Below are 15,380 nucleotides of genomic sequence, written 5' to 3'. Positions count from 1 at the left end.
GGAGGATATTATTTGGGAGCAAAAGATTTAGCAGAGAAAAATTTACTACAGTACAAAGATGTATTTTCAGACATTGTCAATGTAAACTTATTTGGTGGCAGGTGTTATGTGTCAGCGGAAGAGTTGTCGAGAGAACCCGGCGAGTTGATTACGAAAGTCGTCTCTGACGATAAACTTCGCCAGTTACAGATGGATGTGCCGATGAAGTGTAAGAAGGATAATACAAATTTCTTCTTATGTTTGGAAAATCAGAGTGACAAAAATAATATTATGCCGGTGCGTGATATGGGATACCAGCACGCCAAATATATGGAACAGATAAAAGAAGTGAAGGAAAACAATCGGAAAACCGGCAATTATCCAACCCCGATGACAAAAGAACTTAATGATTCACAGAAGTTAAGCCCGGTCATCACGTTGGTTTTGAATTACAGTCAGAAGAAATGGGAAAAACCAAGATGTCTGAATGATATGCTGGAGTTCCCGGAAGACATGAAATGTGAGTTGGAGCCATGGATACCCTCGTATTCGGTTTGTGTGATTAACCTAGCCAGTCAGCCGGAAACGACGATAAGCCAGTATCAATCAGATTTTAAATACATAGTCCGTTACCTGTGCTGTGGAAATGACAGAAAAAAACTGGATGAATATTTTCAAACAACAGAATTTGAATTAGACCATCCGGAGGCGTTTTTAGACTGGTTGTCTGCGGTGACAAACGACACGAGATATCGGAAAGCAAAGGAATTAATTGAAGAAACTGAAGGAAAAGGAGGAAAAATCAATATGTGTGTATTATTAGATATGTATGAGGAACGAGGAGTAGAGAAAGGAATAGCACAGGGAGAGGCACGAGGAATAGAAAAAGGCATTGCCCAAGGTCTGGAGCAGGGAGAAGCACGTGGAATAGTGAAAGGCATTTCACAAGGAATCCAAGAAATCAACACGTTATATCACTGTTTGTTGGCAGATAATCGAATGGAAGATATACAAAAAGCAATCATAGATACAGAATACCAGAAAGAATTGTTACAGGAGTATGGGATTGGAGAGTAATAATATCAATAACATAAGTAGATACCGGATAAAATAATCAAAGGACTAATTCTTAGCTGTTTATTTTATCCGGTATTTTTGTGTGAAAATTATTTTCTTTCAAAAAATGACAGAAAATGAAAGAAACTGATTGACAATGACGGGAAATGACTCTATAATACAGATAAAGAAAACAAAAAAGTCCATTTCGGGCAAAAGTAGTCAAAAAATGAAATGGAGTGATGAGATGCTGACAGAAGAAAGACTTCAGGGAATTGAGCGTATTGTGAAGGAAAAAGGGAGTGCTTCAATTCCGGAATTGATGGAACGGATGGGAATATCAGAATCCACAGCCAGACGGGATTTGACTCTGCTTGATAAGCAGGGAAGGCTTCAAAAAGTTCGTGGCGGTGCGATGATAATCAGTGATGTTTATAGTACCAAAGAAGATACTGTACTCCAAAAAAAAGACCGGAATTTAGAGGAAAAAGTGGAAATTGCAAAGTATGCGGCATCGCTTATTGAGCCAAACGATTTTGTGTATCTGGATGCCGGAACGACAACAGAACTTATGATTGATTATCTGACAGAAAAGGATATCACATTTGTGACAAATGCAGTTTCACATGCTAGGAAACTTTCGATGGCGGGATATACAACGTATATTCTTGGCGGAGAGTTTAAGGCAACGACAGAGGCAATTGTTGGTGATGAAGCAATTGAAAGTCTACAAAAATATAATTTTACAAAAGGCTTTTGGGGAACAAATGGTGTACATCAGAAATTAGGTTTTAGTACACCGGATGTCAAAGAGGCAAAAGTAAAAGAAGTTGCTATGAAACATTGTGCCAAACGTTATGTGCTTTGTGATTCAAGTAAGTTTTCGCAGATTTCCTGTGTAAAATTTGGAGAGTTTGCAAAAACTTGTATCATAACGACACAGATTTTGGATGAGAGTTATAGACAATGTGACAATATCATTGAAGTAAAGTGAGGTGACAAAGAATGATTTACACGGTAACATTTAATCCTTCCTTAGACTACACCATTCATGTGGAGAATTTTGAACTCGGCAAAGTAAACCGCACGGTGCAGGAAGATATTTATGCCGGAGGAAAAGGAATTAATGTATCTATGGTGCTCAAAAACCTGGGATATGAAACGACGGCATTTGGTTTCCTTTCCGGATTTACCGGACGGGAGATTGAGCGGCTTCTGAAAGAAAAGGGAATCTCAACCGAATTTATTCATATTGAAAATGGAACTTCGAGAATTAACCTTAAGATTCGTTCCGATGTGGAAAGCGAAATCAATGGAATGGGACCAGTGATTCGGAAGGAAGATTTGGAATTGTTGTATGAGCAGCTGGATACATTGAAAGACGACGATGTGCTTGTTCTTGCGGGAAGCATACCTTCCGGAATGCCGCAGTCGATTTACAGAGATATCATGTCAAGGCTTCAGAGCAAGCGGATTAAAATTGCTGTGGATGCGACAAAGGATCTTTTGATGAATGTGCTTGCGTATCATCCATTCGTGATAAAGCCAAATAATCACGAACTTTCGGAAATTTTTGATGTTACGATTGACAGTAAAGAAAAAGCGGTTGTATATGCAAAGGAATTGCAGAAAAAGGGAGCACAGAATGTCATTGTTTCCATGGCTGGGGAAGGCGCTGTATTTGTTGGCAGTGATGGCAGCGTATTTACCAGTGAGGCACCGCATGGTGTTGTGAAAAATTCAGTGGGAGCAGGAGATTCGATGGTAGCCGGGTTTCTTGCCGGGTATTTAGCCAAAGGCGATTATGCGGAAGCCTTTAAAATGGGACTTTGCACGGGAAGCGCAAGCGCATTTTCAGACCAGTTGGCAACGAGAGAAGAAGTGGAGCAGGTACGACGTTCACATATATTTGATTTTTAAGAAAGGAGAATTAGTATGAAAATTATTGATTTATTAGATGACAGAAGCATTTTGCTGGATGGTAGAGTGGCAGACAAAAAGGCAGCACTTGACCAAATGGTGGAACTGATGGATGCGAGCGGAAAGTTGAGGGACAAAGAGACGTATCGTCAGGGTGTGTATGCAAGAGAACAGGAAGGAAGCACTGGTATTGGTGAGGGAATTGCTATTCCGCATTGCAAATCGGATGCGGTTATCAAACCGGGACTTGCAGCTATGGTTGTAAAAGATGGGGTTGAATTTGAATCGTTAGATGGACAACCGGCACATTTGTTTTTCCTGATTGCGGCACCAAACACAGAAGATAATGTGCACTTGGATGTGCTGAGTCGTTTGTCAGTTCTTCTGATGGATGAAGATTTTACCAATAAACTTCGTCAGGCAACGAGTGTTTCTGAATTTAAACAGATTATTGAAGAGGCAGAAAAAGGTTCGGAAAATGAGAATGATACTGTTGTAGAACAGTCGAATTCCGAACACTATATTGTGGCAGTGACCGGATGTCCTACGGGAATTGCACACACCTATATGGCGGCAGAGGCACTTGAGAAAAAGGCGAAAGAATTAGGTTACTCGATTAAGGTAGAGACAAGAGGAGCCGGCGGTGCAAAAAATGTATTGACGACAGATGAAATTGAGCGTGCCGATGGTATTATCGTAGCGGCAGACACGCAGGTGCCGATGGATCGTTTTCAGGGAAAACCAACCGTTGTTACTAAGGTTGCCGATGGAATTAATAAACCGGAAGAATTACTTCGTGAAATCGTAGACGGAAAAGCACCGTTATATGAGGGCGGCGGAGAAACTGCTCCGAAAGAAGAAACAGCGGAAAAAGAGGGGATTGGACATGCGACCTATAAGCATCTGATGAGTGGTGTTTCACACATGCTTCCATTTGTAATTGGTGGCGGTATTATGATAGCTATTGCATTTTTGATTGATACACTTTGTGGCTATGGTGGTACCGGTGGTGGAAATTTTGGTACATGTACACCATTATCCGCACTGTTTAAGTATATTGGCGATTTTTCCATGGGACTCATGGTTCCGGTATTGGCCGGATATATTGCCTATTCAATTGCAGACAGACCAGGACTTGCTGTTGGTTTTACCGGTGGTTTGTTAGCAGCAAATGGAAATGCAGTACTGGCGAAATATGTATTTGCCAATGAAAGTCTTGGTGGATTTTCAAAATTCATTTCAAATTTTGCCTTTGTTGGAGAAAATGGTGGAAATACCGTATCCGGATTCCTTGGTGGTATTGCAGCCGGCTTTGTGGCAGGATTTATCGTATTAGGATTAAAGAAATTGTGCAGTAAATTGCCGGATTCTTTGGAAGGAATTAAACCGACACTGATTTATCCGCTCGTTGGTATTTTCCTGATTGGTATATTGATGACGATGGTATTTAATCCACTGATTGGTTTGATTAATACAGGACTTAGCAATATGCTGACAAGCATTTCCGATGCCGGTATGATTACAGTTCTTGGTTTGATTCTTGGTGCTATGATGGCGATTGATATGGGAGGCCCGATTAACAAGGCAGCTTATGTATTTGGCTCCGGTATGTTAGCAACCGCATCGCAGATGATGGCACAGGGAGCACAGGCTTCTGACCCGGCAGTTCAGGCATGTTATATGGCAATGGCTTCCATCATGGTAGGTGGTATGGTGCCACCGGTTGGTATTGCAGCAGCCTGCAAATTGTTTCCTCGGAAATTTACAAAAGCAGAGCAGGGTTCCGCAGTTTCGAATATTGTAATGGGATGCTCGTTTATTACCGAAGGCGCAATTCCATTTGCGGCATCTGATCCACTGCATGTTATTCCGTGTACGATGGCTGGTGCCGGTGTGGCAGGATTGTTATCCGCCCTCTTTGGATGTACCTTAATGGCTCCGCATGGTGGCGTGTTCGTATTCGCTACCGTTGGACAGCCGTTATTATATATTGTCGCATGGCTGGTTGGGTCCGCTGTGACGGCAGTGATGTTAGGATTTATCAAAAAAGATGCGAAAGCATAAGTAAAAGGAGGAAAGGAAAATGAAAGAGTTTAAGTATGTAATTAAAGATGAGCAGGGGATTCACGCAAGACCGGCAGGAATGTTTGTAAAAGAGGCAGCAGCCTTTTCAAGCAAAGTAACAATTAGTAAAGATGGCAAAGAAGTGGATGCCAAAAGAATCCTTGGTGTTATGGGACTTGGCGTAAAGAAAGACCAGGAAATTGTACTGAGAGCAGATGGTGATGATGAAGACGCAGCAATTGAAAAATTGAGCGCATTTTTACAGGAAAATCTGTAATGTGTTAAGGTAATTGTTAGATACCTTAGATTGGAGGTACTATGATTGTATTGGATGGAAAAAGTGTTTTTGGTGGAATCGCAATCGGAAAAATCGCCCTTTTTGAAAAGGGCGATGACCCGGTAAAACGTAAGACAATTGAAGATACAAATGAGGAAATCAAACGCTTTGAGAATGCAAAAGAAAAAGCAAAAGAGGAATTAAAGGCATTGTATGAGAAGGCACTCCTAGAAGTAGGAGAAGCCAACGCCATGATTTTTGATGTACATCAGATGATGTTGGATGATTTGGATTATATCGAATCCATCCGCAATATGATTGAGACACAAAAGGTAAATGCAGAGTTCGCAGTGGCAACGACAGGAGACAATTTTGCTGCGATGTTTTCCGGTATGGATGACGCTTACATGAAAGAGCGTGCAGCGGATGTAAAAGATATTTCCAATCGTGTGATTCGTGTTTTAATGGGAAAGCAGAGCGGTGGAATAACCGGAAATGAGCCGGTGATTCTTGTGGCAGAGGATTTGGCACCAAGTGAGACGGTACAGCTTGATAAAAGTCTTGTCCTTTCATTTGTTACAAAACACGGTTCGACCAATTCCCACACAGCAATTCTAGCCCGCACAATGAATATTCCGGCATTAATCGGCGTGGATTTTCCGGGAGATATTTCCGGTAAAATGGCAATTGTTGATGGATTTGACGGAAAGGTTTATATTGAACCGGATGAAGAAACACTTGAACGCTATCAGAAACAGAAGGAAGAAGAAGAAAAGAAACAGAAACTTCTTCTGGAACTGAAAGGCAAAGAGACTATTACAAAGGGTGGAAAGAAAATCAATCTGTATGCCAACATTGGCGGTGTATCGGATGTTGCCGAGGTGCTGGCAAACGATGCCAATGGAATTGGTTTGTTCCGCAGTGAGTTTTTGTATCTGCAAAGCGAGACATTTCCAACGGAAGAAGAGCAGTTTCGGGCCTATAAGACAGTTGTAGAAACGATGGCCGGTAAAAAAGTAATCGTAAGAACATTGGATATTGGGGCGGACAAACAGGTAGATTATTTCGGTTTGGACAAAGAAGACAATCCGGCACTTGGATATCGTGCGATCCGTATCTGCTTAAAGCAGCCGGATATTTTCCGTACACAGCTTCGTGCCATTTACCGTGCGAGCCATTATGGTACATTATCGATTATGTTTCCAATGATTATTTCAGTGGATGAAGTACGAGAGATTAAACAAATTGTAAATGAAGTCAAGGGTGAACTTGATGAGCAGGAAATTCCATATGGAACGGTAGAACTGGGAATCATGATTGAGACGCCGGCAGCGGTAATGATTAGCGATTTACTTGCTAAAGAAGTTGATTTTTTCAGCATTGGAACCAATGATCTGACTCAGTATACGTTAGCAATTGACAGGCAGAATCCGAAGTTGGACGACTTTTATAATTCTCACCATGAAGCAGTTCTCCGCATGATCCGTATGGTCGTTGAAAATGGACATAAAGAGGGATGCTGGGTTGGTATTTGCGGAGAACTTGGAGCAGACACTTCCCTGACAGAAACATTTGTTTCAATGGGAATTGATGAGTTGTCCGTGAGTCCGTCGATGGTTTTAAAAGTCAGAGAAGCAGTTAGAAATATTGAAGATTAAACAGAAAAAATCTAATAAAAAAAGATGTACGTTTTATTGTACACTTATCCATGATATCATCCTCTCATAAAATATGTGAGAGGATGATTGTTATGTTGAATGAATTTCATGATATGTTGATTTTAGCCTGTGGCTTTAGTGTGATTTTGGCGTATTTAATCTTTCTTCATTAATGAGGAAGAATACCAAGTGGATGTGCCTGAAGGACTTTTGTCTCATAGCCGTTTTTACTGTTTGTCAGCAAGTCAGAACGAGGTGTAACACGGCCTTTCTGAGTGAGCACGACGATTGTAGAACCGCCATATTCAAAGAATCCTTTTTCTTCTCCACGGGTTACGACTGTGCTTTGTTTGTGGTTTGAAATTTTGCCAACTAAGAGAGCACCGACTTCCATCTGAAGTACATCGCCAAATTCTTTTGAGCGAATCACTGTGTATTCGCGCGTGTTTTCTTTATAAATTGGAAGGTAATCGTTGGCAATCGGATTTACCGTGTGGAAAGTTCCGTCGATGTGATAATTTTTCGACTGTTTCCCGGACACAGAGTAAAGATAGCGGTGATAATCTTCCACGGTTAAGCGGAGTACGTAGGCATACCCGCCACGGAAACGTTTTGCTAAGCGTGGACTGCGAAGCAGAGAACGCAGGGTGTATTCTGTATTTTTGATGGAAAATGTTGTGTTCTCCTGAATCGGATAAACCGTTGCCAGACAGTCACATGGACTGATAAGCACGTCAAGGTCCTCCGGAACAGGCCGGCAGTCCGGCTTGATTTTTCTGGTGAAAAAATCATTAAAAGAAGAGTAGTCACACTCTTCATAAATGTCCATGTTAATTTCATTGCGCTCAATAAATTTAGAAATCAGCCATTTTGAGTGAGCAGATGAAAGATAGCGTCCGGCAAGTTTGGAAACCTGCGGCTGAATCAATGGTTTTAAGAGCATACGCCCGAAAATGTTGGTATATAAAAAGGATAATAATTTATCCTGGTTTGTTATATTACTTACTTTTTTCCCTTGTAAATCAATGTAATCCATAAGTCCTCCTTATTATTCGACAAATAAAATGCAAACCATCACAGCGGTCACAAGTACCATCATGGCTGCAATTACACTGTTGCCCGGTTTTTTGAGTTTAAAATCAAGAACGTACAGGAAAGCAACTACGATGTGCATGATGGCAAGGAATAAAAGAAATGTTTCATGGCTGACCAATGGGTGAAACAAATATACAATTGGATAAATAATTGTAATTGTTGTAATTGGCAGACCACGATAGCCTTTTGCCTGGTCGGTTTCAGGATTGGTATGTTTTAATTCTTCCAATACATTAAAATAAGCAAGGCGGATTACACCACATAGAACAAACAAAATTTCAATTGCAATACCCCAGACAGAATTCAGACCCATCTGATAGGAAATGATAACCGGAGTTACTCCAAAGCACACCATGTCGCAGAGAGAGTCGATTTGAATGCCGAAAATTTCCATTTCTTTTGTCCGGTTTTTCATAGCACGTGCAATTTTTCCATCGAAAGTATCACAGGCGCCGGCAAGTGCCAGACATAAAATGGCAAACTTAAACTGACCGGTGCTGGCAAGTGCCATACCGCTTACGGAAAGCGCTACACCTATGTAGGTAACAATTACTGAATAATTATAAAATCCAATCATAAATATCCTCTTTTCTTTTACTCTGTTTTTTTACTTTTATCTGTGACAGTCAAATGTGTGATAAAGGAAACAATACCACTAACAATTACAAGGATGTAATAACTGAATCCGCGGCTGACAAGCAGCGAAGCGGTTGTCATAGCCGTTCCGTGGAAAATCGGGGTAAAGATACGCAGGTAAAGTCTCTCGCTGATTCCCATTCCACCCGGCAGTGGTAACATATCAACAGAAATGGATATGACTGCCTGTAAAATTGTAATAGTGAAGAAAGTCTCCGTATTCAGCCCAAAGCTTCGGTATACAACATAAGTAATCGCAAAAAGGAAGAAGCGCTGGATAAAAGAAATAATCGTTGTGTTAAAAATCGCAAGTTTATTTTCCTTTAAGAAGCGAGAGGCTCCCTTATAAGTTTCCATCGACTGCTCTAAGCGCTCGGTGCGGTTATTTTTCTCTTTCATCAGGTGAAGTTTCTTTAAGAGAGCAAATCCCTTGGTGATTAAATATTTTGCCGTGCCGGGCAGGAATACCAGTAAACTCATAAATAGTACACAGAATACGTTGAGTGCAATTCCTAAATAAAGAAAAAACTGAACGTCAACACTCAGCGATGTGATAAGATCCTGTCCGAATATGGCAACCGCCAATCCGATGAAAACAAGTACAAATTTATATTCAATCGTTACTAACATTAATATGATAGTAGCCGTTGGAATATCAATGTTTTGTTTTTTCATGTAGTAAATCTGCATCGGCTGTCCGCCTGTTGCTGACGGGGTGATACAGCTGTAGAAAAAACCTACAAAAGAATAACGGATGCAGTTAAATAAAGGAACTTTAATCTGCACGGTACTTAACAGGTATTTAATAATAACAGACTCACTGCACACATACACAATTACCAGAATAAAGCCAGCTAACAAAAATCCCGGTGCAATCTGGGAGAGTGTGTGTAAAATAACGCCAAAGTCCTGGTCTTTAAAAACAGCCCAGATGGTTAAACCAAGCAAAGCTACCAAAAATAGAGCGTTAAATAAATTTCTTTTAGTTTTTTTGCTCACGTGCTACTCCTTTTGTTCGAATCAATACATAAAGCAACCGCCGGTTTACCCAAGTGAAGATTAACTTTGGTGCGCGATACCAGCTAACTCTGCGTGTGAGAAGTGAAAGAACTTCTGCGAGCAGGATACCGGCAATGGCATCGGCAATATAATGCTGTTTAGTGAACTGTGTTGAAAGGACAACCAGCAGAGCAAAAATGCAGGAAAATGCACGGTACCAGGCAGGTACTTCTTTGCGTCCCCGGATGCCGGTGTAACAAAACCAGCTTACCAGACAGTGAATGGATGGAAACAGGTTTGTCGGCTGATCCAATCCGTATAAAAACTGAAGCAGAAAGACACTAAATCCTGTGCCTGTTACTTCCGGTCGTACATTTGTTGTTGGAAATACCATAAAAATAACTCCGCAGACAAGGCGGGAAATCATATCGGCTGCAACAAAACGATAAAACGTGTCCGGGTCATTCCGGTTAATTCTGGCAACCATAATATAATTCACAGTCCAGAACAGGAAACATCCAAAGTAGATGTACATCCAGCCCGGAACAAGTGGTATTGCCTGATCCAAAGAAGTGGTAAGGTCATAATGATACCAGTCTGCACACATTACCATCGTTCCACTGTAAATAAGCATATTTAATCCAAAACAGGATAACAGTGGCAGGATGGCAAAAAGCGGACAAATTGGATCAAGATACTTTTTCATCCATTGATACATAATCATATCCTCTTTTTTGTTCATTTTGAAAACATACTCTTCTTATTCTACAATATTTTTTTTCTTTTTGCAACTTATGATTGTTTTGAGGCAGGGGATGTGCTAAAATATGGGACAGTAGAAAATATATTGCTTAGCAAATGGAGGATAAAAATGGGAATTTTCGATGTTTTCGTTGCGGTGATCTGGGGTATTGTGGAAGGAATCACCGAGTGGCTGCCGGTAAGTAGTACAGGACACATGATATTAGTGGAAGAATTTTTGAAATTTCAGGATGAACAGTTTTCTCAAATGTTTTTGGTTGTTGTGCAGTTAGGTGCTATCTTAGCCGTTGTTCTTTTGTTTTGGAGCAGGATATGGCCATTCCGTTTTACAAAGAGAGAGCGGGGCGAATCCATTATTGACTGGAAGATTATGCAGATGTGGTTTAAGATTATCGTGGCATGTCTTCCGGCAGCAATTGTAGGCATTTTGTTTGATGACTGGATTGACGAGGTGTTCTACAATGCGTATGTTGTGGCAGGTGCTTTGATTGTTTATGGTATCTTATTTATTATTGTAGAGAACTGGAATAAGGGAAGAAAACCGGCAATTACTTCGGTAACGGAAATCGGATATGACACTGCGCTTATCATTGGTATTTTTCAGTTATTAGCGGCTGTTGTGCCGGGAACTTCTCGTTCCGGTGCTACCATCATTGGTGCCTTGCTTCTTGGTGTGGCTCGTGGTGCAGCAGCAGAATTTACTTTTTATCTGGCAATTCCGGTTATGTTTGGTGCAAGTGTCTTAAAGATTATAAAGAGTGGATTAAGCTTTGGTGCCATGGGTTATGTGACCTTACTCGTTGGTATGTTAGTTGCCTTTGTGGTGTCTCTGTTTGTAATCCGATACCTCATGAGTTATATCCGTAAACACGATTTTAAGGCATTTGGTTATTATCGAATTGTGTTAGGTGTTGTTGTTCTTGTTTACTTCTTCCTATTCAAATAAAGGGATTTGAGGAAGACCAAGGTAATTCAGAAGACCAACATAAATGGCATAAGCAAATTCATATGGTTTATCGGCTAAGAGGGCAGCGTCGCCTTCATTTGAGAGATAAGCCAGTTCAATGAGGACGGCGGGCATATTGGTCCGCCGTAATACGTAGAGGGAAGGACGGGCATAGATACCGTTGTTTTTTGTACCTAAACGTCTTACAATTTCATTTACGATATTGACGGCGAGTTCATAAGAAGGCGTGTTGACGGCATAGACGTATGCTTCCGTACCGTTGATGGCGGGATTTACATTGGCATTTGTGTGAATGCTTAAAAAGTAGTCAGCCCCCCATTGATTTGCCTGCTCGGTGCGGGTTCTGAGACTTGAATTGGTGTCGTAACCTAAAATTTCATCCGGTGATGTGCGGGATGTGATAGCAGTGAAGCGGGAATCCGCATTTAAAATGTTTGCAAGATAAGCACCAACTAAATAGGTGATATCCTGTTCCCGTAATCCAAATCCTTCGGCACCGGCGTTAAAACCATAGGGATTGTGTCCCTGGTCGATATAAATACGAATGGGCATAAGTTTGCTCCTTATCCGGTAAAAGAGTTTGCTATCAATATATGCAGTTAGAAAGGTGCGGTGAAAATGGGGAGGCAAATGAGGTTAGACCAGTATATTTCTACTTATGTAGAATTAACGAGAAAAGAGGCAAAAGAGGCAATTCGGCGCGGACTTGTCTGCGTGGCTGGAACAGTCGTAAAACAGGCGAATTGTAAAATTGACAGTGAAGAAGATGTGACTTACTGCGGAAAAGAGATTAGGGCTGAAGAGTTCGTTTATTATATGTTAAATAAGCCGGCAGGTGTGGTTTCGGCAACAAAAGATGAGAAGGAGCGTACCGTCCTTTCCTTACTGCCGGAGATGAAACGGGAATTATTTCCGATGGGGCGTCTGGACAAAGATACGGTGGGCCTTCTTATCTTGACGGATGATGGAATGCTTGCACACCGTTTGTTATCGCCGGCTTATCATGTGGCAAAAGTTTATGATGTGATTTACGAAGGAACTTTGCCTGAAAATGCAGTAGTTTTGTTTGCGGAAGGATTGGAAATTGGAGAGCGGAAAAAAACGCTGCCTGCAAAACTGGAACTCATGAAATCCGGGCACGCAAGGCTTACGATTTCGGAAGGAAAGTTTCACCAGGTAAAGCGGATGTTTGCTGTTTTGGGGGCAAAGGTGACAAAATTAGCAAGGGTATCATTTGCCGGAATAAATTTGGACCCTGCCTTAAAACCGGGGGAATACCGGAAATTGACAGAAAATGAAATCAACCAATTAAAAGAGGGAGAATAAGATGGCGAAGAAAAAATATTATGCAGTGAGAGCCGGAAGAACGCCGGGAATTTATACAAGCTGGGATGCGTGCAAGGCACAGGTGGATGGATTTGCTAATGCGTCTTTTAAAAGTTTTCCGACAAAAGAAGAAGCGGAAGCTTTCTTAGGAAATAATACGAAAGAGAATAAGATAGAAGATGAAGCACTTGCCTATGTAGATGGAAGTTACAATGTCGAGACCGGTGAGTACAGCTGCGGTGTTGTGTTCTTTTTTGAAGGGGAAAAAACAGAGTACTGCGAAAAGGGAACCGACTCAGAACTTGCTGCTATGCGGAACGTGGCAGGCGAAATTCTCGGAGCACAGGTGGCAATGAAGATGGCGGTAGAACAGGGGGCGGAAAGTCTTACGATTGTCCATGATTATCAAGGGATTGCCTCGTGGTGTACCGGAGAATGGAAAACAAATAAAGAGGGAACCAAAGCCTATAAAGCATACTTTGATTCCCTAAAGGATAAACTAATCATTCATTTTCAAAAGGTCAAAGGACATTCCGGAGATGAGTACAATGACCTTGCGGATGAACTGGCAAAAAGCGTTATTTTTTAGCGTTTGCCATTGCTTCTTCGCAGAAATACAGCTGTGAATTCAGAGGAGTTTTTCCTCGCTGGTCTACCTTCACGTAGTGTCCATCCGGCATGAGAAGGTGGGCTTTTTTTGTATCCGAGAGCTGTATGTGTAAAATGTGGTAAATCTCTTCCTGCAATATAGGATCTTCAACCGGGAATAAGATTTCTACACGTTTGTCTAAGTTTCTTGGCATCCAGTCGGCACTTCCCATATAATATTCGGCATTTCCATTGTTCTCAAAGTAGAAAATGCGGGAATGTTCCAAAAAGGTACCAACGATGGAGCGCACACGGATATGTTCACTTAAGCCTTTGATTCCGGCACGCAGACAGCAGATGCCGCGTACAATCAAATCAATTTCCACGCCTGCCTCGCTGGCATCATAGAGTGCTTCAATAATTCCCGGATCACACAAGGAATTCATTTTTGCGATAATTCTTGCCGTGCGTCCATTTTTGGCATGTTCTTTTTCACGTTCAATCAAGGACAAAAACTTGCCGCGCAGCCACAGGGGGGCTAAGGACAGTTTGTTCCATACAAGCGGCTCAGAATAGCCGGAGAGCATATTAAAGACAGCCGTGGCGTCTTCCCCGTAGCGGGTTTTACTTGTAAACATACCCATATCGGTATAGAGTTTGGCGGTGGAGTCGTTATAGTTTCCGGTTCCCAAATGGACATAACGGCGGATGCCGTCTTCCTCTTTGCGGACAACCAGTGTAATTTTGCTGTGAGTTTTTAAGCCGACTAGTCCATAGATAACATGGCACCCGGCTTTCTCTAATTTCTTCGCCCACACGATATTATTTTCCTCATCGAAACGTGCTTTTAATTCAACGAGCACAGACACCTGTTTCCCATTTTCTGCTGCCTGCGCCAGAGAAGCAATAATCGGTGAATGACTGCTGACACGGTAAAGTGTCTGCTTAATTGCAAGTACATTTGGGTCGCTTGCCGCCTTTTTTACAAAATTGACAACCGGGTCAAAGGTTTCATACGGGTGATGAAGCAAAATGTCATGTTCCCGTATCTGCTCAAATAAATCTCTTGAGGCATCCAGCATTTTTGGCTGCTGTGGTGTATATTTTAGTTCTTTTAAGTGGTCAAAACCTTCGATGTCATATACTTTCATTAAAAAAGTCAGGTCAAGAGGACCATTAATTTTGAAAATGGCATCTTCACTTAAATTCAATTCCTTTCGGAGCGTTTTCAGCAGCCGCTTATCGATATTATCTTCGACTTCTAAGCGGATTGCCTCGCCCCACTGGCGTTTCTTCAACTGTTTCTCGATTTCAATTAAAAGGTCTGCTGCCTCGTCTTCGTCGATGGAGAGGTCGGCATTTCGCATTACCCGGAATGGAGCCTGGCAAAGAACTTTATAATTCAAAAATAGTTTTTGAATGTTCTTTTCGATAATCTGCTCCAAAAGGATTACAGTGGTGCAGTTATCGCCATCGGTCGGAATTGTAACAACGCGCGGCAGAACGGATGGAACCTGCACGGTGGCAAAATCAATGGTTCCCTTTTTCTTTTTATCCATCAACAGTGCACCGATGTTAAGCGAGCGGTTGCGGATTAACGGAAAAGGTCTGGAAGAATCCACAGCCATCGGAGTGAGGACAGGGAAAACTTCTTTCTGAAAATAGTTGTCAACATAGTCTGCCTGTTCTTCTGTTAATTTTTCAAATTCTGTGACGATTTTTAAACCATTCTTCTTCAGTGAAGGAAGAAAAGAACGGTTGTAGGTATTATACTGAGCCGTCGTAAATTTGTGCGTTTCTTTTAAAATCGCATCAATCTGTTCTTTACTGGTCATACCGGCAATATCTTTTTTTGTGTAACCGGCATTTACCTGGTCTTTCAGAGAGGCAACGCGGACCATGAAAAATTCATCCAGATTGGAGGCGGTAATGCTTAAAAATTTTAATCGTTCCATCAACGGAAGATGGTTGTCTTTTGCCTCGGACAAAACACGCTTGTTAAAGGCTAACCAGCTTAACTCGCGGTTAGTAAATCGTTCGCTTTGGGTCATAT

Annotated in this window: 15 protein-coding genes; 9 read left to right on the top strand and 6 right to left on the bottom strand. The window is 41.6% G+C overall.

What is annotated here, in order from left to right; genetic code table 11:
• Positions 1 to 12: 12 nt before the first annotated feature.
• The 6 genes from DW019_RS03870 to ptsP all read left to right on the top strand — a co-directional run bounded on the left by DW019_RS03870 (position 13) and on the right by ptsP (position 6,954).
• Positions 13 to 1,056, top strand: a complete 1,044-nt coding sequence (locus DW019_RS03870; protein WP_118442573.1) for an Rpn family recombination-promoting nuclease/putative transposase — start codon at positions 13 to 15, stop codon at positions 1,054 to 1,056.
• A gap of 208 nt (positions 1,057 to 1,264) precedes the next feature.
• Positions 1,265 to 2,029 (top strand): DeoR/GlpR family DNA-binding transcription regulator, encoded by a 765-nt coding sequence (locus tag DW019_RS03865; RefSeq protein ID WP_347474401.1) that lies wholly within the window; start codon positions 1,265 to 1,267, stop codon positions 2,027 to 2,029.
• A gap of 11 nt (positions 2,030 to 2,040) precedes the next feature.
• On the top strand, positions 2,041 to 2,955 hold the full coding sequence (gene pfkB, locus DW019_RS03860; RefSeq protein ID WP_118442572.1) for a 1-phosphofructokinase: 915 nt from the start codon (positions 2,041 to 2,043) through the stop codon (positions 2,953 to 2,955).
• A 15-nt stretch (positions 2,956 to 2,970) separates the two neighbouring features.
• Positions 2,971 to 5,019: a fructose-specific PTS transporter subunit EIIC gene (locus DW019_RS03855; protein ID WP_118442571.1), complete on the top strand. Its 2,049-nt coding sequence runs from the start codon at positions 2,971 to 2,973 to the stop codon at positions 5,017 to 5,019.
• A gap of 19 nt (positions 5,020 to 5,038) precedes the next feature.
• Positions 5,039 to 5,296, top strand: coding sequence for an HPr family phosphocarrier protein (locus DW019_RS03850; RefSeq protein WP_022377380.1), 258 nt, complete (start codon positions 5,039 to 5,041; stop codon positions 5,294 to 5,296).
• Between the two features lie 41 nt (positions 5,297 to 5,337).
• Positions 5,338 to 6,954: a phosphoenolpyruvate--protein phosphotransferase gene (gene ptsP / locus DW019_RS03845; protein ID WP_118442570.1), complete on the top strand. Its 1,617-nt coding sequence runs from the start codon at positions 5,338 to 5,340 to the stop codon at positions 6,952 to 6,954.
• A 169-nt stretch (positions 6,955 to 7,123) separates the two neighbouring features.
• On the opposite strand, the gene DW019_RS03840 is transcribed toward ptsP, so the two are convergent.
• Genes DW019_RS03840 through DW019_RS03825 form a run of 4 tightly spaced genes read right to left on the bottom strand, consistent with a single transcriptional unit; the run spans position 7,124 to position 10,402 of the window.
• A complete protein-coding gene (locus tag DW019_RS03840; RefSeq protein ID WP_118442569.1) occupies positions 7,124 to 7,990 on the bottom strand; it encodes a phosphatidylserine decarboxylase in 867 nt (288 codons plus the stop codon).
• A gap of 12 nt (positions 7,991 to 8,002) precedes the next feature.
• Positions 8,003 to 8,626, bottom strand: coding sequence for a CDP-alcohol phosphatidyltransferase family protein (locus DW019_RS03835; RefSeq protein WP_022377377.1), 624 nt, complete (start codon positions 8,624 to 8,626; stop codon positions 8,003 to 8,005).
• Positions 8,627 to 8,643: 17 nt separating this feature from the next.
• Positions 8,644 to 9,684 (bottom strand): lysylphosphatidylglycerol synthase transmembrane domain-containing protein, encoded by a 1,041-nt coding sequence (locus DW019_RS03830; protein ID WP_118442568.1) that lies wholly within the window; start codon positions 9,682 to 9,684, stop codon positions 8,644 to 8,646.
• Positions 9,668 to 10,402: a phosphatase PAP2 family protein gene (locus tag DW019_RS03825; protein ID WP_243024092.1), complete on the bottom strand. Its 735-nt coding sequence runs from the start codon at positions 10,400 to 10,402 to the stop codon at positions 9,668 to 9,670. The genes DW019_RS03830 and DW019_RS03825 overlap by 17 nt, the downstream gene beginning before the upstream one ends.
• 153 nt (positions 10,403 to 10,555) lie before the next feature.
• Here DW019_RS03825 and DW019_RS03820 point away from each other — a divergent pair, with 153 nt between their 5' ends.
• Complete coding sequence (locus DW019_RS03820; RefSeq protein WP_022377374.1) at positions 10,556 to 11,392, top strand: undecaprenyl-diphosphate phosphatase; 837 nt, start codon at positions 10,556 to 10,558, stop codon at positions 11,390 to 11,392.
• Here the strand turns inward: DW019_RS03820 and DW019_RS03815 are convergent.
• Positions 11,381 to 11,965 (bottom strand): N-acetylmuramoyl-L-alanine amidase, encoded by a 585-nt coding sequence (locus DW019_RS03815; protein ID WP_022377373.1) that lies wholly within the window; start codon positions 11,963 to 11,965, stop codon positions 11,381 to 11,383. The genes DW019_RS03820 and DW019_RS03815 overlap by 12 nt on opposite strands.
• Positions 11,966 to 12,031: 66 nt before the next feature.
• Here DW019_RS03815 and DW019_RS03810 point away from each other — a divergent pair, with 66 nt between their 5' ends.
• The gene (locus DW019_RS03810) at positions 12,032 to 12,739 is read left to right on the top strand and encodes a pseudouridine synthase (protein ID WP_022377372.1); all 708 of its coding nucleotides are present in this window, start codon (positions 12,032 to 12,034) and stop codon (positions 12,737 to 12,739) included.
• A gap of 1 nt (position 12,740) precedes the next feature.
• A complete protein-coding gene (locus DW019_RS03805; protein WP_117477844.1) occupies positions 12,741 to 13,328 on the top strand; it encodes a ribonuclease H family protein in 588 nt (195 codons plus the stop codon).
• On the opposite strand, the gene DW019_RS03800 is transcribed toward DW019_RS03805, so the two are convergent.
• On the bottom strand, positions 13,318 to 15,378 hold the full coding sequence (locus DW019_RS03800; protein ID WP_118442567.1) for an RNA degradosome polyphosphate kinase: 2,061 nt from the start codon (positions 15,376 to 15,378) through the stop codon (positions 13,318 to 13,320). The genes DW019_RS03805 and DW019_RS03800 overlap by 11 nt on opposite strands.
• Positions 15,379 to 15,380: the final 2 nt, after the last annotated feature.

This window comes from Clostridium sp. AF37-5, assembly GCF_003477605.1.
In the GTDB taxonomy this organism is placed as follows: domain Bacteria; phylum Bacillota; class Clostridia; order Lachnospirales; family Lachnospiraceae; genus Eubacterium_F.
This window is presented reverse-complemented; position numbering and strand designations above follow the sequence as displayed.